19 protein-coding genes are annotated in these 20862 nt (G+C 71.7%); 5 read left to right on the forward strand and 14 right to left on the reverse strand.

Annotation, left to right across the window (positions count from 1 at the left end):
• Window positions 1-11: 11 nt before the first annotated feature.
• Window positions 12-530, forward strand: coding sequence for an N-acetyltransferase family protein (locus AC07FA_RS03750; protein ID WP_479073039.1), 519 nt, complete (start codon window positions 12-14; stop codon window positions 528-530).
• On the opposite strand, the gene AC07FA_RS03755 is transcribed toward AC07FA_RS03750, so the two are convergent.
• Window positions 520-1149: a TetR family transcriptional regulator gene (locus AC07FA_RS03755; RefSeq protein WP_479073040.1), complete on the reverse strand. Its 630-nt coding sequence runs from the start codon at window positions 1147-1149 to the stop codon at window positions 520-522. The two genes, AC07FA_RS03750 and AC07FA_RS03755, sit on opposite strands and share 11 nt — an antisense overlap.
• A 143-nt stretch (window positions 1150-1292) precedes the next feature.
• Between AC07FA_RS03755 and AC07FA_RS03760 the strand changes: the two genes are divergently transcribed.
• Window positions 1293-2063 carry an SDR family NAD(P)-dependent oxidoreductase gene (locus AC07FA_RS03760; protein ID WP_479073041.1) on the forward strand — a complete coding sequence of 257 codons (771 nt, stop codon included), beginning with the start codon at window positions 1293-1295 and terminating at the stop codon, window positions 2061-2063.
• A gap of 25 nt (window positions 2064-2088) precedes the next feature.
• On the opposite strand, the gene AC07FA_RS03765 is transcribed toward AC07FA_RS03760, so the two are convergent.
• From AC07FA_RS03765 to AC07FA_RS03795, 7 genes are all read right to left on the reverse strand, one after another.
• On the reverse strand, window positions 2089-2610 hold the full coding sequence (locus tag AC07FA_RS03765; protein WP_479073434.1) for a DUF4240 domain-containing protein: 522 nt from the start codon (window positions 2608-2610) through the stop codon (window positions 2089-2091).
• A gap of 62 nt (window positions 2611-2672) precedes the next feature.
• Window positions 2673-3644 (reverse strand): helix-turn-helix transcriptional regulator, encoded by a 972-nt coding sequence (locus AC07FA_RS03770; protein ID WP_479073042.1) that lies wholly within the window; start codon window positions 3642-3644, stop codon window positions 2673-2675.
• An 89-nt stretch (window positions 3645-3733) separates the two neighbouring features.
• Complete coding sequence (gene aceE / locus AC07FA_RS03775; RefSeq protein ID WP_479073043.1) at window positions 3734-6403, reverse strand: pyruvate dehydrogenase (acetyl-transferring), homodimeric type; 2670 nt, start codon at window positions 6401-6403, stop codon at window positions 3734-3736.
• Between the two features lie 257 nt (window positions 6404-6660).
• Entirely contained in the window at window positions 6661-7284 is a 624-nt protein-coding gene (locus tag AC07FA_RS03780; protein ID WP_479073044.1) for a GntR family transcriptional regulator, read from the reverse strand.
• Window positions 7285-7431: 147 nt separating this feature from the next.
• The gene (gene sucB / locus AC07FA_RS03785) at window positions 7432-9216 is read right to left on the reverse strand and encodes a 2-oxoglutarate dehydrogenase, E2 component, dihydrolipoamide succinyltransferase (protein WP_479073045.1); all 1785 of its coding nucleotides are present in this window, start codon (window positions 9214-9216) and stop codon (window positions 7432-7434) included.
• Between the two features lie 59 nt (window positions 9217-9275).
• A complete protein-coding gene (gene lpdA / locus AC07FA_RS03790; protein ID WP_479073046.1) occupies window positions 9276-10664 on the reverse strand; it encodes a dihydrolipoyl dehydrogenase in 1389 nt (462 codons plus the stop codon).
• A 338-nt stretch (window positions 10665-11002) separates the two neighbouring features.
• Entirely contained in the window at window positions 11003-12556 is a 1554-nt protein-coding gene (locus AC07FA_RS03795) for a leucyl aminopeptidase (RefSeq protein WP_479073047.1), read from the reverse strand.
• Window positions 12557-12805: 249 nt separating this feature from the next.
• Here AC07FA_RS03795 and AC07FA_RS03800 point away from each other — a divergent pair, with 249 nt between their 5' ends.
• Window positions 12806-13654: an endo alpha-1,4 polygalactosaminidase gene (locus tag AC07FA_RS03800; protein WP_479073048.1), complete on the forward strand. Its 849-nt coding sequence runs from the start codon at window positions 12806-12808 to the stop codon at window positions 13652-13654.
• Here AC07FA_RS03800 and cobS read toward each other — a convergent pair.
• Entirely contained in the window at window positions 13651-14427 is a 777-nt protein-coding gene (gene cobS / locus AC07FA_RS03805) for an adenosylcobinamide-GDP ribazoletransferase (protein ID WP_479073049.1), read from the reverse strand. The genes AC07FA_RS03800 and cobS overlap by 4 nt on opposite strands.
• A gap of 87 nt (window positions 14428-14514) precedes the next feature.
• Here cobS and AC07FA_RS03810 point away from each other — a divergent pair, with 87 nt between their 5' ends.
• The gene (locus AC07FA_RS03810; protein WP_479073050.1) at window positions 14515-15276 is read left to right on the forward strand and encodes a hypothetical protein; all 762 of its coding nucleotides are present in this window, start codon (window positions 14515-14517) and stop codon (window positions 15274-15276) included.
• A gap of 15 nt (window positions 15277-15291) precedes the next feature.
• Here AC07FA_RS03810 and cobT read toward each other — a convergent pair whose 3' ends face one another.
• On the reverse strand, window positions 15292-16398 hold the full coding sequence (gene cobT / locus AC07FA_RS03815; protein WP_479073051.1) for a nicotinate-nucleotide--dimethylbenzimidazole phosphoribosyltransferase: 1107 nt from the start codon (window positions 16396-16398) through the stop codon (window positions 15292-15294).
• A 104-nt stretch (window positions 16399-16502) separates the two neighbouring features.
• Entirely contained in the window at window positions 16503-17705 is a 1203-nt protein-coding gene (locus tag AC07FA_RS03820) for a bifunctional adenosylcobinamide kinase/adenosylcobinamide-phosphate guanylyltransferase (protein ID WP_479073052.1), read from the reverse strand.
• Window positions 17706-17791: 86 nt separating this feature from the next.
• Between AC07FA_RS03820 and AC07FA_RS03825 the strand changes: the two genes are divergently transcribed.
• Window positions 17792-18001, forward strand: coding sequence for a hypothetical protein (locus AC07FA_RS03825; RefSeq protein ID WP_479073053.1), 210 nt, complete (start codon window positions 17792-17794; stop codon window positions 17999-18001).
• Window positions 18002-18086: 85 nt separating this feature from the next.
• Here the strand turns inward: AC07FA_RS03825 and AC07FA_RS03830 are convergent, their stop codons facing one another.
• The 3 genes from AC07FA_RS03830 to AC07FA_RS03840 form a co-directional block, all read right to left on the reverse strand.
• Entirely contained in the window at window positions 18087-19175 is a 1089-nt protein-coding gene (locus AC07FA_RS03830) for a S1C family serine protease (RefSeq protein ID WP_479073054.1), read from the reverse strand.
• Window positions 19176-19277: 102 nt separating this feature from the next.
• Window positions 19278-20030, reverse strand: coding sequence for a class I SAM-dependent methyltransferase (locus AC07FA_RS03835; protein WP_479073055.1), 753 nt, complete (start codon window positions 20028-20030; stop codon window positions 19278-19280).
• Between the two features lie 38 nt (window positions 20031-20068).
• Window positions 20069-20668 (reverse strand): DUF3043 domain-containing protein, encoded by a 600-nt coding sequence (locus AC07FA_RS03840; protein ID WP_362843038.1) that lies wholly within the window; start codon window positions 20666-20668, stop codon window positions 20069-20071.
• Window positions 20669-20862 lie beyond the last annotated feature (194 nt).

Here is a 20862-nt window from a genome sequence, read left to right on the forward strand (position 1 = left end):
CAGTGGAACACATGCCCGAACTGCGCACCCGTCCCGTCCGTCACGCCGTCCCCGCCGACAACGAGGCGCTGGGAGAACTCGACAGGGCCACCTGGTCGACGCTGCACGCGGTGCAGCCGCAGCCCCAGCCCCCGTACGAGCCCTTCTTCGACGAGGGCCACCGGCCCGAGCACTTCCTCGTGGCGGAGGCCGAGGACTCCGGGGGCGAGGCCGTGATCGCCGGGTACATCCGGCTGGTCCCGCCCACACCGCTCGCCTGCAACGCGCATGTGCGCCAGATACAGGGCCTCGCCGTCGCCGACTGGGCGCGCGGGCGCGGCATCGCGCGGGCCCTTCTGCGCGCCTCGTTCGCCGAGGCGCGGCGCCAGGGCGCGAACCGCGTCACCCTGCGCGTCCTCGGACACAACACCCCCGCCCGCGCGCTGTACGCGGCGGAGGGCTTCGCCGTCGAGGGCGTGCTGCCCGGCGAGTTCTTCCTGCATGGACGGTACGTCGACGACGTGCTGATGGGCCGCTCGCTCACGGCCTGAACAGCCGCATACCGCCCATGAGTTCGTGCAGGCAGCGTACGGCGAGCTCGGCGGGGGAGCCCGGTCCGGCGGCCGGTGCGTCCGTCATCGCCCAGGACTCCAGGGCCACCCGCACCGCGTCCGTGGCGGCCGCGGCGGCCAGCCGTACCTCCAGCGCGTCCGCGTCCGGCCCGGCCAGCCGGGTCAGTACCGGCAGCAGCCGCTCCTCCGAGTCCTGGTTGACCCGGTACCAGACGGCGCGCAGGGCCTGGTCGCCCTCCGCCGCGCGCAGCAGTCCGCGCGTCCGTACGAGCTGTTCGGCGGCCTGCTCGTCGGGTGTGGCGAGCGCGTCGGTCACGGCCTGTTCCAGTACGCCCAGAAGCGGCGCCCCGGGCTCGGCGGCCTCCAGGAGGGCGCGCCAGCGCTCCGCGCCGCCGGACAGCAGCGGCCCCACCGCGTCCTGCTTGGAGCGGAAGTACCGGTAGAAGGTCCGCAGCGCGACGCCCGCCCGGTGCGCGATCTCCTCGGCCGTGGTCGCGTCCGGTCCGCGCTCGGCGAAGAGCGCCGCGGCCGCGCGGGCGATGTCCAGCTGGGTCGCGGCCTTGCGGCGTTCGGTGAGGGACTGCTGCTGAGCGCTCATCCCCAGCAGATTACCCCGCGCGCCCAGACGTGCCCCGGACTCCGAGTGCACGAAATGCCGTAGTGGCAAAACGTGCCATCCAGTCGTACTGTGGACACTGCTCAGCAGACTCGTCGGGGGATTCAGGACCGGGAGAGAACACCATGAACCGCTATGAAAGCCGCCGCACACTCATCACCGGCGCAGGCTCCGGCATCGGACAGGCCACCGTCCACCGCGTCCTCGCCGAAGGTGGCCGGGTCGTCGCCGCGGACGTCAACGAGGCCGGCCTCAAGGCGACGTACGCCACGGCCGTCGCCCGCGGCACCGCCGACCGCCTCACCACCACCGTCCTCGACATATCGGACGAGACGGCGGTCCGCGAGGGCGTCGCCTCGGCCGTCGCCACGCTCGGCGGCCTCGACGTCCTCGTCAACGCGGCCGGAATCCTGCGCTCCGAGCACACGCACAAGACGACGCTCGACTTCTTCAACACGGTCATCGCGGTCAATCTCACCGGCACGTTCCTGATGATCCGCGAGGCGATTCCGGCACTCCTGGCCGGTGACCGGCCGGTCGTCGTGAACTTCTCGTCCACCTCGGCGAGCTTCGCGCACCCGTACATGGCGGCGTACGCGGCCAGCAAGGGCGGCATCCAGTCGATGACCCACGCACTGGCGAGCGAGTACAGCAAGCAGGGGCTCCGGGTGGTCGCCGTCGCGCCGGGCTCGATCTCCTCCGACATGACGAGCGGCAACGGCCCGGGTCTGCCCGCCGACGCCGACCTCTCGCTCTTCATGAAGCTCACCCCCGCGCTCGGCGAGGGGTTCGCCAGCCCGGACACGGTGGCAGGCGTGGTCGCGATGCTCGGCTCCGAGGACGGCGCGTTCATCACCGGCACGGAGATCCGTATCGACGGCGGCACCCACTACTGAGGCGCCCGCCCGGCCTCTTCGGGGCTCAGGACGCGCCGAAGCGGTCCCAGAGCGAAGGGAAGCGCGCGGCCAGCGCGGAGTCGTCCTCCAGGCTGAACGGCACACCCTCCGGTTCGGTCGGCTGGGGCGGAAGACCGAGGTCCGGCGCGACCACGCCGGTGAGCTGTTCGTACGCCTCGTCGGCCGCGTAGCCGAGATCCTCACCGTCCCCGTCGAACTCCTCGTCGAAGTCGTCGAGGAGTTCGGCGAGGCTGTCCGGATCGTGCACCGCGCCTTCGAAGACCTCCCGGCCCTGGCCGATCAGCCAGCAGCGGAAGTAGTCGAAGGCGTCGTCGCTCGCCCCGCCGAGCAGCACGGCGGCGGCGCCCCACAGGTCCCAGCGGTACGCGCGGTTGTAGCGGGCCTCGAAGTGCCGGGCGAAGTCCAGCACGGAGTCGGGGTCGAGCTGCACCAGCCGTTCGACGAGCAGATCGGCATGGTCCTCGGGGTCGCCCTCGGCGGCCTCGCGGGTGCTGTCGATGATCTCCCAGAACTCCGTCTCGTCCATCACGGGTCAAGCATCGGCCTTGGGAGCGGGCGACGCACGCGGAGACACCGAAATGAAGCCCTTCAGCGATAGAGATCGCGCAGGCGTTCGGCCGCATCGGAGAACCGTGCGCGGAAGTCGGCCGGTTCGAGGACTTCCAGCTCGGGTCCCAGCGCCAGCAACGGGCCGAACGCGATGTCGAGGGACTCCACGGGCAGGGTGACCGTGCGCCAGCCGTCGGCACCGGGCGGATCGGCGCGCTCCAGCGCCTCCTGGACCGCCGCTCGGTCGCCGGCGTACGTGAGGCGCCGGGCACCGGCCTGGGAGATCCGTATGGTCACTTCGGTACGGAGGATCGACCGCGCGAACTGCGCGGAGCGCTCGTCCCAGAAGCGCGGCAGGTCGAAGCACTCGTCCCGCACGAAGCGCTCCTCGGACAGGGCGACGGCCGAGAAGCGGTCGATCCGGTACACCCGGAACGTGTCCTCCACCCGGGCGCAGAGGTACCAGATCCCGCCCTTCAGGACGAGTCCGTACGGGGCCAGCTCCCGCTCCACATCGCTCTCCGCGCCGGCGCTGCGATAGTGCGCCCTGACGATCCGGTCGTCCCAGACGGCCTCCGCGACGGCGGGCAGCAGCTCGGGTGTCACGGCCTCCTGGTACCAGCCGGGGGCGTCCAGATGGAAACGCTGAGCGGCGCTGTCGGAGGCGTCCCGCAGCGAGGGCAGCAGAGCGGCCGACACCTTGAGCCGGGCGGCGGACGCGGCGTCGTCGAGCCCCATCTCGCGGAGCGCGGACGGCAGCCCGGACAGGAAGAGCGCCTCGGCCTCGTGGCGGGCGAGGCCGGTGAGCCGGGTGCGGTACCCCCCGACCAGCCGGTAACCACCGGCCCGCCCCCGCTCGGCGTACACGGGAACCCCGGCCTCGGAGAGCGCCTGGGCATCCCGGGTGACGGTCCGCTCCGACACCTCCAGCTCCTGGGCCAGCTGTGCGGCGGTCATGGAGGGCCGGGACTGAAGAAGCAGCACCATTTTGATGAGACGGGCAGCGCGCATGGGGCCATTGTGGGGGCGGCGCAGAAGGATGCCCTCAATCGCCGGGATCTTTCCAGCCCGCCCGGCGATTGAGGGCAGAAACGGCCAGGTCAGAAACCGTACCGCTCCCGGGCCTCCTTCACGGCGGACGCCGGCACCTCGCCGCGTCGCGCCAGCTGGGCCAGCGCCGCGATCGCGACCGACTGCGCGTCGACCCCGAAGTGACGGCGGGCCGCCTCACGGGTGTCGGAGAGGCCGAAGCCGTCCGTGCCGAGCGAGGACCAGTCCTGCTCCACCCACTGGCTGATCTGGTCGGGAACCGCACGCATCCAGTCGCTGACGGCCAGCACGGGACCCGGCGCACCCGACAGCGCCTGCGTCACGTACGGCACCCGGTGCTCGCCGTGGAGTATCGCCTCGTCGGCGAGCAGCGCCTCGCGCCGCAGCTCGCCCCACGAGGTCGCGGACCAGACGTCCGCCGTGACACCCCAGTCCGCGGCCAGGAGTTCCTGCGCCTCCAGGGCCCAGTGGATCGCCGTACCGGAGGCAAGCAGCTGGAGCCGCGGCGCGTCCGCGCTCGCGGGCGTGCCCTCCTTGAAGCGGTAGAGACCCTTGACGATGCCCTCCTCGACGCCTTCCGGCATCGCGGGCTGCTGCTTCGGCTCGTTGTAGACCGTCAGGTAGTAGAAGACGTTCTCGGCCTCGGGGCCGTACATCCGGCGCAGACCGTCCTTGACGATCACCGCGATCTCGTACGCGAACGCCGGGTCGTAGTTGAGCGACGCCGGGTTCGTGGACGCGATCAGGTGCGAGTGGCCGTCCGCGTGCTGGAGGCCCTCTCCCGTCAGCGTCGTCCGGCCCGCGGTGGCGCCGACGATGAAGCCCTTGCCGAGCTGGTCGGCGAGCTGCCACATCTGGTCGCCGGTCCGCTGCCAGCCGAACATCGAGTAGAAGATGTAGAACGGGATCATCGTCTCGCCGTGCGTCGCGTACGACGTCGACGCGGCGATGAAGTCGGCCATGGCCCCGGCCTCGGTGATCCCCTCGTTGAGGATCTGGCCGTCCTTGGCCTCCTTGTAGTACATCAGCTGGTCGCGGTCGACCGGCTCGTACGTCTGGCCCAGCGGCGAGTAGATACCGGCGGACGGGAACAGCGACTCCATGCCGAAGGTGCGCGCCTCGTCCGGGACGATCGGCACCCAGCGCTTGCCGGTCTCCTTGTCCCGCATCAGGTCCTTGGCCAGGCGGACGAACGCCATGGTGGTGGCCATCTCCTGTTTGCCGGAGCCCTTGTAGAGGGCCTTGAACGCGCGCTCCTCCGGCTCGGGCAGCGCCACCGCGTGCACGCGACGGGCCGGAGCGGGGCCGCCGAGCGCGGCACGGCGCTCCTGGAGGTAGCGGACCTCGGGGGAGTCGGCGCCCGGGTGACCGTAGGGCACCAGGCCGTCCACGAACGCGCTGTCCGGGATCGGCAGACCGAGGAGTTCGCGCATGTCCTTGAACTCGTCGGCCGACAGCTTCTTCATCTGGTGATTGGCGTTCTTGGACTCGAAGCCCTTGCCGAGCGTGTAGCCCTTCACCGTCTGCGCGAGGATCACGGTCGGCGCGCCCTTGTGCTCGACGGCCGCCCGGTACGCCGCGTAGACCTTGCGGGCCTCGTGACCGCCGCGCGAGGTGTAGAAACACTCGGCGATCTTCGCGTCGGTGAGCAGCTTGGCCAGCTCGGCGAGCGCGGGCTCGGCGCCGAAGAAGTGCTCGCGGATGTACGCGACATCACGCGTGGCGTACGTCTGGAACTGCGCGTCCGGGACCTCGCGGAGCCGGCGGACCAGCGCACCCGTGGTGTCCAGCTGGAACAGCTCGTCCCAGGCGTTGCCCCAGAGCGTCTTGACGACGTTCCAGCCGGCCCCGCGGAACGCGCCCTCCAGCTCCTGGACCACGCGGAAGTTGGCGCGGACCGGGCCGTCGAGACGCTGGAGGTTGCAGTTGATGACGAAGGTCAGGTTGTCGAGCTGCTCACGGGCCGCGAGGGCGAGGGCCGCGGTCGACTCGGGCTCGTCCATCTCGCCGTCGCCCAGGAAGGCCCAGACGTGCGAGTTCGACGTGTCCTTGATGTTGCGGTTGGCCAGATAGCGGTTGAAGCGGGCCTGGTAGATGGCCGAGAGCGGGCCGAGGCCCATCGACACGGTGGGGAACTCCCACAGCCAGGGCAGCCGCCGCGGGTGCGGGTAGGAGGGCAGTCCCTCGCCGCCGGCCTCCTGGCGGAACTTGTCGAGCTGCTGCTCGCTGAGCCGGCCGTCGAGGAAGGCGCGGGCGTAGATGCCGGGGGAGGCGTGGCCCTGGATGTAGAGCTGGTCGCCGGAGCCGTCCCCCTCCTTGCCGCGGAAGAAGTGGTTGAAGCCGGTCTCGTACAGCCAGGCCGCCGAGGCGAACGTGGCGATGTGGCCGCCGACGCCGAAGCGGGCGCCACGGGTCACCATGGCTGCCGCGTTCCAGCGGTTCCAGGCGGTGATGCGGGACTCCATCTCCAGGTCACCGTCGAAGTCGGGCTCCGCGGCGGTCGGGATGGAGTTGACGTAGTCGGTCTCCAGCAGCTTGGGCAGCGCGAGACCGGCACCCTCGGCGTGCTGGAGCGAGCGCCGCATGAGGTACGCGGCGCGGTGCGGGCCGGCGGCCTTGGTGACGGCGTCCAGGGAGGCCGCCCATTCAGCGGTCTCCTCGGGGTCACGGTCCGGGAGCTGGTCGAGCTCGCTCGGAAGCTTTCCTACGGGGTCGGTCATGATCGCCGCCTTCCGGAGAGGAGGGGGGTGGAGAAGGCCCTGACTGGCAGGACAGGGCGATGGGGCCGGTGGGCCCGCGGAGTGAACTGTAAATCGCTGATCGATGATCGATCAAAGGGTTGAAGCGGAAAACTTCTCGATATGAAGAAAGTGGCATTCGGTGCCTCGAAACGGGGCACGCAGTGACGCCATAAAAGGGATAAAAAGGGCGCTCGACTGTGCAGTCGAGCGCCGGGTGCTACAGATGGGCAGACAGTTCACGCACGGGGCGCGCAGCCCAGCACGTGTGCCTTAGCCAGCACGCCGATCTGCGGGTCCTTCCGCAGGAACGCCTCGATGAGCGCCTCGTGCTCCTCCGCGTACGACTTCTGGACCGTGCCGAGCCAGCGGATTGACAGGGCCGTGAACACCTCGATGCCCAGCCCCTCCCAGGTGTGCAGCAGTACGGCGTTCCCGGCGGCCCGCACCATCTCCCGGTGGAAGGCCACGGTGTGCCGCACCTGGGCCTCGCCGTCGGCCAGCCGGTCCGCCTCGTACAGGGCCGCCACGTGCGGTGTCAGGGCCGAGCAGTCCTCGCCGAGCCCGGGGGCCGCCAGCTCCGCCGCGATCTGCTCCAGGCCCGCTCGTACGGGATAGCTCTCCTCCAGATCGGCCGCGGTCAGATTCCGGACCCGTACGCCCTTGTTGGGTGCCGACTCGATCAGGCGGAGCGTCTCCAGCTCGCGCAGGGCCTCCCGGACGGGGGTCTGGCTCACTTCCAGCTCGGTCGCGATGCGGCGCTCCACGATCCGCTCGCCCGGCTTCCAGCGCCCGCTGACGATCCCGTCCACGATGTGCTCGCGGATCTGTTCGCGCAGCGAGTGGACGACGGGCGGGGTCATGAGGGGCTCCTTCTGAGCAATCCGGCGCTGCCTGCACCAGCACGGTCACCTGGGTGACCGCTGGTGTCTAGACAATACGGCGGCGCCCCCGGCCGGAAGTGTTCCGGACGGGGGCGCCGCTGGTGAGGCTGGTTACAGGTGCGTCGCTCAGAGGCCGAGCTCGACCTCGAACTCACCGGCTTCCAGGATCGCCTTGACCGTCGTCAGGTAGCGGGCGGCGTCCGCGCCGTCCACCAGGCGGTGGTCGTAGGAGAGCGAGAGGTACGTCATGTCGCGCACCGCGATCGTCTCGCCGAGGTCCGGGTGGTCGATGACCACCGGACGGCGGACCGTGGCACCGATGCCCAGGATGGCTGCCTGGTTCGGGGGCACGATGACGGTGTCGAACAGCGCACCGCGCGAACCGGTGTTGCTGATCGTGAAGGTGGCACCGGACATGTCGTCCGGGGTCAGGCCGCCGCCGCGGGCCTTGCCGGCCAGCTCGGCGGTCTTCTTCGCGATCCCGGCGATGTTCAGGTCGCCCGCGCCCTTGATGACCGGGGTCATCAGGCCCTTCTCGGCGTCCACGGCGATGCCGATGTTCTCCGAGTCGAAGTACGTGATGGTGCCTTCGTCCTCGTTGATCCGGGCGTTGACGACCGGGTGGGCCTTCAGCGCCTGGGCCGCCGCCTTCACGAAGAACGGCATCGGGGACAGCTTGACGCCCTCACGGGCGGCGAAGGACGCCTTCGCCTGGTTGCGCAGCTTCATCAGCTTCGTGATGTCGACCTCGAGCACCGAGGTCAGCTGGGCCTGCGAGTGCAGCGCCTTCATCATGTTGTCGCCGATGACCTTGCGCATGCGGGTCATCTTGACCGTCTGACCGCGCAGCGGGGACGTCTCCAGCTTCGGCGCCTTGGCGGCGGCCGGAGCCGGAGCGGCGGCGGCGGCCTTGGCGGCCTCCGCGGCGGCGACGACGTCCTGCTTGCGGATACGGCCACCGACACCGGTGCCCTTGACCGCGCCCAGGTCGACACCGTTCTCGGCGGCGAGCTTGCGGACCAGCGGCGTGACGTACGCGCCGTCGTCACCGGAAGGCGCGGCCTGGGCGGCCGGTGCCGGGGTGACGGGTGCCGGAGCGGCCGGAGCCGGGGCTGCCGGAGCAGCGGGCGCCGGAGCCGGGGCTGCCGGAGCGGCGGGCGCCGGAGCGGCGGCGGGTGCCGGTGCGGCGGCGGGTGCCGGTGCGGCCGGGGCCGGAGCCGGTGCGGCCGGAGCCGGAGCAGCGGCCGGAGCCGGTGCGGCGGGGGCCGGGGCGGCGGCCGGGGCTGCGCCCGCGGCACCGATGACGGCGAGCTTGGCGCCGACCTCGGCGGTCTCGTCCTCGGCGACGACGATCTCCAGCAGCACACCGGAAACCGGGGCCGGGATCTCGGTGTCGACCTTGTCCGTGGAGACCTCGAGCAGGGGCTCGTCCTCCGTGACCTCCTCGCCGACCTCCTTCAGCCAGCGGGTGACGGTGCCCTCGGTGACGCTCTCACCGAGCGCGGGGAGGGTGACGTCGGTGCCGGACGCGGACGAGGCACCGGTGGCGGCCTCGGCGGTCGGAGCCGCGGCGGGGGCCTCGGCCTCGGTGGACGGCGCGGCCGGAGCCTCGGCCTCGGCCGGGGCCGGGGCCGCGGCGGGCTCTGCGGCCGGAGCGGCCGCGGGTGCGCCCGAACCGTCGTCGATGACGGCCAGTTCGGCGCCGACCTCGACGGTCTCGTCCTCGGCGACCTTGATGGAGGAGAGGATGCCGGCGGCGGGTGCCGGGATCTCGGTGTCGACCTTGTCGGTCGAGACCTCGAGCAGCGGCTCGTCGGCCTCGACGCGCTCGCCCTCGGCCTTCAGCCAACGGGTGACAGTGCCCTCGGTGACGCTCTCGCCGAGCGCCGGAAGGGTTACGGAAACCGACATGGTTTCAGTTGCTCCTAACGAATTGCGGAAGTGGTCGGTCGTCGCGCCCGTTCGACTGGTCAGTCGTGGGAGTGGAGGGGCTTGCCGGCCAGGGCCAGGTGAGCCTCGCCGAGCGCCTCGCTCTGGGTCGGGTGGGCGTGGATGAGCTGCGCGACCTCGGCGGGCAGCGCCTCCCAGTTGTAGATCAGCTGGGCTTCGCCGACCTGCTCGCCCATACGGTCACCGACCATGTGGACGCCGACCACGGCACCGTCCTTGACCTGGACGAGCTTGATCTCACCCGCGGTCTTCAGGATCTTGCTCTTGCCGTTGCCCGCGAGGTTGTACTTGAGGGCGACGACCTTGTCCGCACCGTAGATCTCCTTGGCCTTGGCCTCGGTGATGCCGACGGAGGCGACCTCGGGGTGGCAGTACGTCACCTTCGGCACGCCGTCGTAGTCGATCGGCACGGTCTTGAGACCGGCCAGCCGCTCCGCCACCAGGATGCCCTCGGCGAAGCCGACGTGGGCGAGCTGGAGGGTCGGGGCCAGGTCGCCCACGGCCGAGACCGTCGGGACGTTGGTCTGCATGTACTCGTCGACGAGGACGTAACCGCGGTCCATCGCGACGCCGGCCTCCTCGTAGCCCAGGCCCTGCGAGACCGGACCGCGGCCGATGGCGACCAGAAGCACCTCGGCCTCGAAGGTCTTGCCGTCGGCGAGCGTCACGCGGACGCCGTCCTGCGTGTACTCGGCCTTGTCGAAGAAGGTGCCGAGGTTGAACTTGATGCCGCGCTTGCGGAACGCGCGCTCAAGGATCTTCGAGCTGTTCTCGTCCTCGACCGGGACCAGGTGCTTCAGGCCCTCGATGATGGTGACGTCGGTGCCGAAGGACTTCCACGCCGAGGCGAACTCGACGCCGATCACGCCGCCGCCCAGGATGATCGCGGACTTCGGTACGCGGTCCAGCTTCAGCGCGTGGTCCGAGGAGATGACGCGGTTGCCGTCGATCTCCAGGCCGGGCAGCGACTTCGGCACGGAGCCGGTCGCCAGCAGCACGTGCCGACCGGTGACGCGCTCGCCGTTCACGTCCACGGAGGTGGGGGAGGAGAGCCGCCCCTCACCCTCGATGTAGTGCACCTTGCGCGAGGCGATGAGGCCCTGCAGACCCTTGTACAGGCCCGAGATCACCTCGTCCTTGTACTTGTGGACGGCCTCGATGTCGATGCCCTCGAAGGTGGCCTTCACGCCGAACTGACCGGCCTCGCGGGCCTGGTCGGCGATCTCGCCGGCGTGCAGCAGCGCCTTCGTGGGAATGCAGCCGTTGTGCAGGCAGGTGCCGCCGACCTTGCCCTTCTCGATCAGGGCGACTTCCAGACCCAGCTGCGCTCCGCGCAGGGCCGCGGCGTACCCGCCGCTACCACCGCCGAGGATCACTAGGTCGAAAACGGTGCTGGCGTCGTTCGCCACGTCACGTCCTCCATGCATGTGCGCCGTACGCCGGGCCCCGTCGCTGGGGTGTGACCGGCCGGTCGGCTGGTGTTCGGCCGCTTTTGTTATTCGGCCCTGTGGTGGGGGCCCTGTCCTGCCGAGAACCCATCTTCGCACTTGTTGACGGTGGGCGGGACGCGGGGCCCGGGTCGGAGGCGGATGATCAGCCGACTCGGGGCGTTACTGCCGCGTACATACCTACGGATTTCGTTGCGGGCGAAATTCGTACAAGGCGAGCGGGACGGCTGACCGGGGCCAGTACGTGAACGCGTACGGCCCCGGACGTATGCCCGGGGCCGGCGTCACGAAGGAAGGGCTCAGCCGAGGTCGCCGGCGGCGGTGCGCTCCGCCAGGCCGACCAGGGTGCGGACCGCGGAACCGGTACCGCCCTTGGGCGTGTAGCCGTAGGGCGCGCCCTCGTGGAAGGCGGGGCCCGCGATGTCCAGGTGCGCCCAGGCGATGCCCTCGCCCACGAACTCCTGGAGGAACAGACCGGCCACCAGGCCGCCGCCCATCCGCTCGCCCATGTTGGCGATGTCGGCGGTCGGGGACTCCATGCCCTTGCGCAGGTCGGCGGGGAGCGGCATCGGCCAGGAGGCCTCGCCGACCTCCTCGGCGATCTCGTGGATGGAGGTACGGAAGGCGTCGTCGTTCGCCATGATGCCGAAGGTGCGGTTGCCCAGGGCGAGCACCATGGCGCCGGTCAGCGTGGCGACGTCGACGATCGCGTCCGGCTTCTCCTCGGAGGCGCGGGTCAGCGCGTCGGCGAGGACGAGACGGCCCTCGGCGTCCGTGTTGAGGACCTCGACGGTCTTGCCGCTGTACATGCGCAGCACGTCGCCCGGGCGGGTGGCGTTGCCGGACGGCATGTTCTCGGCGAGCGCGAGCCAGCCGGTGACGTTGACCCGGAGGCCGAGGCGGGCGGCGGCGACGACGGCCGCGAACACGGCGGCGGCGCCGCTCATGTCGCACTTCATCGTCTCGTTGTGGCCGGCCGGCTTGAGCGAGATGCCGCCCGAGTCGTAGGTGATGCCCTTGCCCACGAGGGCCAGGGTCTTCTCCGCCTTGGGGTGCGTGTAGGCGAGCTTCACCAGACGGGGACCGTGGGTCGAGCCCTGGCCGACGCCGAGCAGACCGCCGAAGCCGCCCTTCACGAGCGCCTTCTCGTCGAGGACCTGCACCTTGATGCCGTGCTCCTTGCCCGCGGCGGTGGCCACGGCGGCGAAGGACTCGGGGTAGAGGTCGTTCGGCGGGGTGTTGATCAGGTCGCGGGCGCGGTTGATCTCCTCGACGAGCGCGGTGGCGCGCTCGGCGGCGGCCTTGAACGCCTTGTCGCGCGGCTTGGTGCCGAGCAGGGCCACCTCGGCGAGGGGCAGCTTGGGGCCGTTGTTCTTGGCGCCCTTGGGAGCGAGCGAGTTCTCGCCGCCCTGGTAGGCGGTGAAGGCGTACGCGCCCAGGAGCGCCCCCTCGGCGACGGCACCGGCGTCCTCGACGGACTCGACGGGCAGCGCGAAGCCGGCCTTCTTCGAGCCGGCCAGCGCGCGGGCGGCGGAGCCTGCGGCCCGGCGCAGCACCTCGGGGTCGTACGCGTCGTCCTTGTCCGGGACCGCGCCGAGCCCGACCGCGATGACGACCGGGGCCTTGAGGCCGGACGGCGCGGGGAGCTTCGTCACCTCGCCCTCGGCGCCGGAGGCACCCAGGGTCGCCAGGACGGTGGCGAGCTTTCCGTCGAACGCCTTGTCCACGGCCTCGGCGCCCGGCGCGAGGACCAGGTTCCCGGACTTGGATCCAGCGTCCTTGGCGACGCCGACGACGAGTGCGTCGGCGCGCAGCGTCGCCGCCCCGGCAGTGCTGAGAGTGAGAGCAGTCACGGTGGTGAAATCTCGCTTCCGTTGAGTTCTGTTTCGGTCGAGGGGTGGGCCGACCGTGCCCGGCGCATCGTAGACGGCGCCGCAATGTGCCGGGAATGAGCCTACGCGCGCCTTTCCTGTTGCCTCACAGCGGCGGGCCGTCCCCGGGCCCGCCCGGGTGTACGCCGCGTGCCGGACGGCCGGGTCCGGCGGGAAGGGGCCGCGCCAGTAGGGTCGTTGCCGGTGCGGTGACGAGCGGGGGAGAGAACGATGCGGTGGCAGGGTCGGGTCCGCGGTACGAGGCCCTGGGCATCGCTGTCCGCCACCGTCCCGATTCTGTTGGCTCTGCTCACCGCCTGCACCTCGGGAGCTCCGGCCGACGCCCCGGCCCACGGGCGGAGCCCGGCGGCCTACTGGCGCCCGGAGCCCGGTGTCGACTGGCAGTGGCAGCTCTCAGGCCGGCTGGACCCCTCGGTGGACGCGCCGGTCTACGACATCGACGGCTTCGAGAACGGCGCGGCGGAGGTGGCGGAACTGCACCGCCGGGACCGCAAGGTCATCTGCTACCTCTCCACCGGTGCGTGGGAGGAGTTCCGCCCGGACGCCGGGAGGTTTCCCGCGTCGGTGCTCGGCAAGGGCAACGGCTGGAAGGGCGAACGCTGGCTGGACATCCGCCGCACCGACGTCCTGGAGCCGTTGATGGAGGCCCGGATCGCGATGTGCGCGAAGAAGGGCTTCGACGCGGTGGAGCCGGACAACATGGACGCCTACCTCAACCCGTCCGGCTTCCCGCTCACCGACGGCGACCAGCTGCGCTACAACCGGCTGATCGCCCGTCTCGCCCACGCGCACGGTCTCGCCGTCGGCCTGAAGAACGACCTGGACCAGATCCCCCGGCTGGAGCCGGACTTCGACTTCGCGGTCAACGAGCAGTGCGCGCAGTACGAGGAGTGCGACGCCGTCACCCCGTTCATCGAGGCGGGCAAGGCGGTCTTCCACGCGGAGTACGAGCTGGAGCCGGCCGACTACTGCGCCGAGTCCCGGCGGCTGAAGCTGAGCTCCCTGCGCAAGGAGTACGCGCTCGGCCCCTGGCGCAAGACCTGCCCTGCCCGCGACTAGAACGCCAGCACCACCAGGGCGGCCGTCGCGGCCGTCTCCTCCAGCGCGCCGAACACATCCCCCGTCACCCCGCCGAAGCGCCGTACACAGTGGCGCAGCAGCAGATGGGCGACGCCCAGGGCGACCACCACGGCCAGCGCGTGGTGCACGGCACCGTGACCGCCCAGCAGGGCGCCCGTGCCCGCACAGGCGGCGACGGCCAGGGCCGACACGATCACCGCGCCGCTGAAGGGGACCGTGCCCGCCACGGCCGCTCCCAGGCCCTCGGGCCGGGCCGGCGGGACGCCCTGACGGGACGCCAGGGTGAGCGCGAGCCGGGCGGCGACGGCGGCCACGACCGTCCCCGCGGCGCCGTGCGCCCACCCCTGCCCGTACAGCTCGAAGAGGACGGCGACCTGCGCCAGCAGGACGAACAGCAGCGTGATGACACCGAACGGGCCAATGTCCGACTGCTTCATGATGCGCAGTGCTTCCTCGGCGGGCTTGGCGCTGCCGAGGCCGTCGGCGGTGTCCGCGAGGCCGTCCAGATGAAGTCCCCGGGTGAGGGCCGCCGGTACGGCGGCGGAGACCACCGCCGCGAGCAGGGGGCCGGACCCCAGCAGCAGGGACAGGGCGCCCGGCACGGCCGCGAGCAGGCCCACGAGGAGCCCGGCGAGCGGGGCGCAGAGCATGCCGGCGCGGGCGGTCTCGCGGTCCCAGCGGGTCACGCGGACGGGGAGCGCGGTCAGGGTGCCGAAGGCGAAACGTATGCCGTGGCTGTTCAGGGAGGTCACGGCGCGCAGGCTAGCGGGTGCCCGTCACCGATAGATTGCCCAAATCGCTTCAAAGGTGCTGAAGGTGACTTATCGGGAGTGGATGGCATGGGGAACTGGTTTCACCAGAACATCGTCGAGCCGGGCAAGCTTCCGATGCTCCTCGCGCTGAGCGCCTTCGTGCTGACGTTCGCCGTCACGCGCATGATCACGCGGCTGATCCGGGCCGGCAAGGGCCCGTTCCGCAACGTCACGCCCGGCGGCATGCACATCCACCACGTGGTGCCCGGGGTGGTGCTCACCGTGGTCGGCGGCTTCGGCGCGGTGGCCAGCGGCCGGGAGGGGTTCGGCGCCGGCATCTGGGCGGTGGTCTTCGGCGTGGGGGCCGGGCTCGTGCTCGACGAGTTCGCGCTGATCCTGCACCTGGACGACGTGTACTGGACCGAGCAGGGCCGGCAGAGCGTGGAGGTCGTCGTGCTCACCGCCTCGCTCGTGGGGCTCTTCCTGGCCGGTTTCTCGCCGCTCGGGGTGGACGAGCTGAGCGACGACGAGCAGCAGGGACGGCTGAGCCTCCTGCTGACGCTCGTCGTCAACTTCGCCTTCGTGCTGATCGCCCTGTTCAAGGGAAAGGCACGGATGGCGGTCCTCGGCGCGCTCGTCCCGTTCGTGGCCCTGATCGGCGCGGTCAGGCTGGCCCGGCCGGCCTCGCCGTGGGCGAAGCGCTTCTACCGGAACAGACACCGGGCCAGGTCCAAGTCGGTGCTGCGCGCCTACCACCACGACGTGCGCTGGGCCGGCCCGCGCCGCAGGTTCCAGGACCTGATCGGCGGCGCCCCCGACCGGGTCCCGCTCCCCGGCCCCAAGCCCTGACCGCGAGGGACCGGGTCAGGCGCCCGCGGCCTTCTCGTCGTCCTCGACGGCCCCGGAGTCCCCGGCTTCCTCGTCGGCCTCCTCCGGAGCGCGCTCCGGCAGTTCCGCCGCCAGCGCGGCAGCGGCCTGCACCAGCGGAAGCGCCAGGAGTGCCCCGCTGCCGCCGCCCACGGTCACCCCGTGATCGAGCAGCGGCGTGAGCGCCATCCGGTCCAGCGCCTTGGCCTGCGCCGGCTCGCCGCTCGCCTGACCCGCCAGCCACCAGTCCGGCGCCCGGAAGGCGGCCCGCTGGGCCACCAGCGCACAGGCCGCCCCGACCACGCCGTCCAGGATCACCGGCATCCGGCGGACCGCGCTCTGCAGCAGGAAGCCCGTCATCGCCGCCAGATCGGCGCCGCCGACCGCGGCCAGCAGCTCCAGCTGGTCGCCCAGCACCGGCCGCGCCCGGCGCAGCGCATCGCGGATCGCGGCGCACTTGCGCATCCACGCCAGGTCGTCGATCCCCGCGCCGCCACGGCCGGTGACCACCGAGGCGTCCGTGCCGCACAGGGCCGCGATCAGGGTGGCGGCCGCGGTGGTCCCGCCGACGCTCAGATCGCCGAGCACCACCAGGTCCGTGCCGGAGTCGGCCTCCTCGTCGGCGATCGCCATGCCCAGCCGTACGGCCTGCTCGGCCTCCTCGGCCGTCAGCGCGTCCTCGATGTCGATGCGCCCGCTGCCGCGCCGCACGCGGTGGCGTACGACGGACTCGGGCAGCAGCTCCGGATCGCAGTCCAGGCCGGCGTCGACGATCCGTACGGGGACGGAGAAGCGGCGGGCCAGCACGGCCACGGGGCTCGCACCGTCCAGCGTGTCCCGCACGAGCGCGTACGCGGTGCCCGCGGCGCGGCCGGAGACATCCAGTTCCGCCACCCCGTGATCCGCGGCGAAGACCACCACGCGCGGGCGCTCGACCGGCCTGACCGGTACGGCCTGCTGGGCCGCCGAGAGCCATTCCCCCAGCTCGTCGAGGCGCCCGAGCGCCCCGGGCGGCACGATCAGCCGCTCCCGTCGTTCCTCGGCATCGCGCCGTACGCCGCCGTCGGGGCGTTCGATGAGGTCGGAGAAGTCGTCCAGATTCACGGGGGTCTGCCTCGCGGGGTCGGTGCGTGATGTCCGGGAACCCGGCGGCGGGCTCCCGGACGGAACAGTACCCGGCAGCATTCTGACGCCCCGTCAGTGCGTGCTCACCCCCGCAGCACCAGCGCCTGCCCCGCCACCACCAGCAGCACGTGCTCGCACTCCGCCGCGAACCCGGCGTTCAGCCGCCCCAGCTCGTCCCGGAAGCGCCGTCCGGAGGCCGTCGCCGGGACCACCCCCGAACCCACCTCGTTCGTCACCGCCACCACGGTCCGCCGGGTCCCGCGCACCGCGCGTACCAGCTCGGCGACCCGCTCCCGCAGCGCCGCCTCACCGCCGCCGGCCCACGTCGCGTCGTCCCAGGCGCCCACCCGGTCCATCGCGTCCGTCAGCCACAGCGACAGGCAGTCGATCAGCAGTGGGGGACCGTCCGCCGCCAGCAGCCCGGCCAGCTCGCAGGTCTCCTCCGTACGCCACGCGGCGGGCCTGCGATCCCGGTGCACCCCGACCCGGGCCGCCCACTCCGCGTCCCCGTCCCGGCGGCCGCCGGTCGCCACGTACACCACCTCGGGGAAGGTCTCCAGCCGCTGCTCGGCCTCCAGCGACTTCCCCGACCGTGCGCCGCCGGTCACCAGCGTGCGCCGCGGCACATCGGGTACGGCGTGGTATTCGCCCACCACCAGCGTCGTCCCGTCCGGCACGGCCCGCGCCCCGGCCGCCGCGAGCCGCCGGTCCAGCGCGTCGCCGGGCGGCGCGTCGTGGTCCAGATGGACGGCGATCACCTCGGTCGTCGGCCCGACCGCCTCGACCGCCCGCAGCCGGGCCACCGCGTCGGGGCGCCCGATCACATCGCCCACCACCATGTCGTACGGCTCCGCCGCCCGGTCGGCGAGACCGCTGGGAGCGGCTCCCGGCGGCAGGTACAGCAGCCGTTCGCCCTCCGGTGACGTCACCTCGTACCCGGTCCCCGGCGCGTCCATCGGCACCGCCCGCACCCGGTGGCCGCTGATCAGCGTCAACACCTGGCCGTCCGGCACCCGGCCGGCCGACGGCAGCCCCGCAGGCAGTTCGAGGGCGGGCCCGTCGTGGGGGTGGGTCAGCAGCACCTGCCGTACGGCGGTGAGCGAGTGACCCGCGCGGGCGGCGGCCAGCACGGCCCCCGGCGTGAGGTCGAGCAGCAGCGCGTCGTCGACCAGCAGTGCGGTCGCGGCACGCGCCCGCGCACCGCGGGCCGAGGCGCAGGCGGCGCAGGGACATTCGGGCCGCGGCAGCCCGTCGGGGGCTCCGGTGCCGAGCAGAGTCAGTTCCACGTGCTGATCCTCCCGCGTCCGGGCACCGGCTGCGCGCCCGGGTGAGGTACTAGGCTCTGGGCAGCAACGTGACCCAGGAGGCGGACATGGCGTGGACGTGGCGGTTCGAGAAGTCCGACGGTACGGAGACGGAGCCGGCGCTGACGCCGGACGAGTTCACGACCCAGGGCGATGCGGAGTCGTGGATCGGTGAGTTCTGGAAGGAGCTCAAGGAGGGCGGAGCGGAACAGGTCACGCTCTTCGAGGACGCGACGAAGATCTACGGTCCGATGAGCCTCTCGGCCGACCAGGGCTGACGCACCGTCCCCGTACCCGGTCGCCGGACAGGCCTGTCGCACGGGCCCGTCCGGCGATCGGGGGAACACCGTCCGGCGACAGGCCCTAGATCTCGCCCAGCGTGACCTCGGCCGTCTTCCGCGCGTCGCTGCGTACGTACGTCACGGTGACCTTCTGGCCGGGCTCGTCGTCCGTCAGGGCCTCCGACAGTGAGGTGATCGTCGTGACCGCGGTGTCGCCGATCTTCGTGATGATGTCTCCCACCCGCAGCCCCGCCTTGTCGGCGGCGCCGCCCCCGGCCACGCTGACCAGCGCCACCCCGGCCGGCCGGTAGTCCTCGTCGACGACCGTGCGGCCGGTGACGTTCAGGGCCGCCCGGCCGGAGTCGGTGACCTTGCCGTCCTTGATGATCTGGCCGGCGACCGTCTTCACCATCGAGACGGGAATCGCGAACCCGATGCCCGGCGCCGCACTGTCACCCAACTGCGGGTCCGTCGCCGCCAGAGTCGGGATGCCGATCACCTCGCTGTCGAGGTTCACGAGCGCGCCGCCGCTGTTGCCCGGGTTGATCGCCGCCGAGGTCTGCACCATGTTGGCGATGGTCGCCCCGGTGCCGCCGCCCGCGCGGCTCTCGGTGACGGTCCGGCCGAGGGCCGAGACGATGCCCTGGGTGACGCTGCTGGACAGGCCCAGCGGCGAGCCCATCGCCAACACGATCTGTCCGACCGCGACCTTGTCGGAGTCGCCGAACTTCGCGGGCCTGAGCCCGTCGGGCATCGCGTCGAGCTTGAGGACGGCCAGGTCCTGTTCCGGATAGGCGGAGACCAGGGAGGCGTCGAGCACCTTCTCGCCGGTGGCGACGGTGACCTTGAAGGTCTTCTCGTCGCCGACCACATGGGCGTTGGTGACGATATGGCCCTTGGTGTCGTAGACGATGCCGGAGCCCAGGCCGCCGGACGCGTCGATCTGTACGACGGACGGCAGGACGTTCTTGATGACGTCCTGGTAGTCGCTCTGCAGATCGTTGGCCCGGGACACGGGCCCCTGCCGCGCGGAGTCCGACCGTGCGGCCTCGGGCGCCGCGGAGCCGGAGTCCGTACCGGAACAGCCGCCCACCAGGGAGATCGCGCAGACGCCGGCGGTCAGGGGCAGCAGCAGTCGGCGCAGGCGACTGCGAGGAGGGGATGCGTGCATGTCCGGAGTATCACCAGCGGTCCCGCGCGCGGGCCTGCGGTGCTGGGCCGACCGGGCGTACGGCCGCCGACCGGGCGCCGCCCCGGAACCGTCCCGGCCGCGTCAGCCGCGTACGCCGCAGAGGTGCAGCAGCGCCGCCACCCGGCGGTACGGATCGGTCCGCCCCGCCCGGTCCTCCGCGTCCAGCAGCCGTGCCAGCTCCGGCGCGTCCGGGAGCTCCACGTCGTTGCCCACGTTGTCGCAGAACACCCGCACCCCGTACCAGGCGTGCAGCGGCGCGGCGCTTCCGGCGAGCGTGGCGGTCAGGACGTCCAGCCGGTCGGCGCGCACCGTGACGCCCAGGCGGTTGGTGTACGTGTCCGTGTCGAACGCGGCCAGTGCCCCGTCGAAGTCCCCGGCCGTCCCCGGCCGCATGGCGAGCGCGTCCGCGTTCCGTACGAGCAGCGAGAGGAGTCCGCCCGACGCCAGCATCCGGGCCAGGCCCGCCAGCATCGGATCGGGCTCCTGGACATACATCAGCACGCCGTGGCAGAGCACCAGGTCGAAGCTGCCGGGCAGGAAGTGCACGCCCGTGTCCTGGCCGTCGCCCTCGATCAGCCGGACCCGCTCGCGGATGCCCTCGGGCTCGTCCGCGAACGTCGCCCGGGCGACGTCCAGCATCCCGCTGTCGGACTCCAGACCGGTCACCGAGTGACCGGCCCGGGCCAGGCGCAGGGCCTGGGTGCCCTGCCCCATGCCGACGTCGAGCACCCGCAGCCGCTGCCCCACCGGGAAGCGCGCGGCTATCTGCTCGTCCAGCTGCCGGGCGACGAGCTCCTGGCGGACCACGTTGCGCAGTCCGCCGAGGCCCTTCATCCACGCCGGAGCGGCCCCCGAGAAGCCGGAGGCCGCGCTCAGGGCCGCTCTCCGCGCTTGACCTGCGGCTTGGGCAGCCGCAGTCGGCGCATCTGGAGCGTACGCATCAGGCCGTACGCGACGGCGCCGCGCTTCGGGGTGTCGGGGAAGCGCTCCCGCAGCTGCTTCTTGAGCCGGAACGCCAGACCGATCGAGTCGACGACGATCAGCACGATCACGCCGAGCCAGAGCAGCAGAGAGATGTTCTGGATGTTCTGGATCTGGATCACGCTGAGGATCAGGATGATCACCGCGAGCGGCAGGAAGTACTCGGCGATGCAGAAGCGTGAGTCCACGAAGTCACGGACAAAGCGCCGGACCGGCCCCTTGTCGCGCGGCGGGAGATAACGCTCGTCGCCCGTCGCGAGCGCCTCGCGCTGCTTGGCCAGGTCGGTTCGCCTGGCTTCGCGCTGGCGCTTCATGGCCTCCTTGCGGTCGGTCGGCGTGCTGGAGGCACGCCGGCGCTGCGTCTGGGCCTCGCTGCGCTTGGGGGTGGGGCGACCCTTCGGTGACTGGGGGTCGCGGGGCTGCTTGGAGAGGTCCGCCGTCACCTTGCCGGTGGGGGCCTTCTCGTCCTTGGAGGAACGGCTACGGAACACAAAACCCAAGGGTACGGGGTCGGCCACGACGAGAAGGGGCCGGGCGGGAACGATCCGGCAACGGCCCGCGTCCTTAAAGGCATCCCGACAGGGGCAGAACGGACGATGCCGTGCGTTTCCCTGACTGTCACCTACTCCCTGCGCGGGAGCGGTGACGGGCGGCAGTCGTCCTTGGGGAGGAGCACATCCGTGCT

Source organism: Streptomyces sp. NPDC045968, assembly GCF_056430475.1.

What these genes read in the sequence shown, in the direction of transcription:
- AC07FA_RS03750 (WP_479073039.1), top strand. Translation starts at nt 12, where the DNA reads ATGCCCGAACTGCGCACCCGTCCCGTCCGTCACGCCGTCCCCGCCGAC.
- AC07FA_RS03755 (WP_479073040.1), bottom strand. Translation starts at nt 1,149, where the DNA reads ATGAGCGCTCAGCAGCAGTCCCTCACCGAACGCCGCAAGGCCGCGACC.
- AC07FA_RS03760 (WP_479073041.1), top strand. Translation starts at nt 1,293, where the DNA reads ATGAACCGCTATGAAAGCCGCCGCACACTCATCACCGGCGCAGGCTCC.
- AC07FA_RS03765 (WP_479073434.1), bottom strand. Translation starts at nt 2,610, where the DNA reads ATGGACGAGACGGAGTTCTGGGAGATCATCGACAGCACCCGCGAGGCC.
- AC07FA_RS03770 (WP_479073042.1), bottom strand. Translation starts at nt 3,644, where the DNA reads ATGCGCGCTGCCCGTCTCATCAAAATGGTGCTGCTTCTTCAGTCCCGG.
- aceE (WP_479073043.1), bottom strand. Translation starts at nt 6,403, where the DNA reads ATGACCGACCCCGTAGGAAAGCTTCCGAGCGAGCTCGACCAGCTCCCG.
- AC07FA_RS03780 (WP_479073044.1), bottom strand. Translation starts at nt 7,284, where the DNA reads ATGACCCCGCCCGTCGTCCACTCGCTGCGCGAACAGATCCGCGAGCAC.
- sucB (WP_479073045.1), bottom strand. Translation starts at nt 9,216, where the DNA reads ATGTCGGTTTCCGTAACCCTTCCGGCGCTCGGCGAGAGCGTCACCGAG.
- AC07FA_RS03800 (WP_479073048.1), top strand. Translation starts at nt 12,806, where the DNA reads ATGCGGTGGCAGGGTCGGGTCCGCGGTACGAGGCCCTGGGCATCGCTG.
- AC07FA_RS03810 (WP_479073050.1), top strand. Translation starts at nt 14,515, where the DNA reads ATGGGGAACTGGTTTCACCAGAACATCGTCGAGCCGGGCAAGCTTCCG.
- AC07FA_RS03825 (WP_479073053.1), top strand. Translation starts at nt 17,792, where the DNA reads ATGGCGTGGACGTGGCGGTTCGAGAAGTCCGACGGTACGGAGACGGAG.
- AC07FA_RS03830 (WP_479073054.1), bottom strand. Translation starts at nt 19,175, where the DNA reads ATGCACGCATCCCCTCCTCGCAGTCGCCTGCGCCGACTGCTGCTGCCC.
- AC07FA_RS03835 (WP_479073055.1), bottom strand. Translation starts at nt 20,030, where the DNA reads ATGAAGGGCCTCGGCGGACTGCGCAACGTGGTCCGCCAGGAGCTCGTC.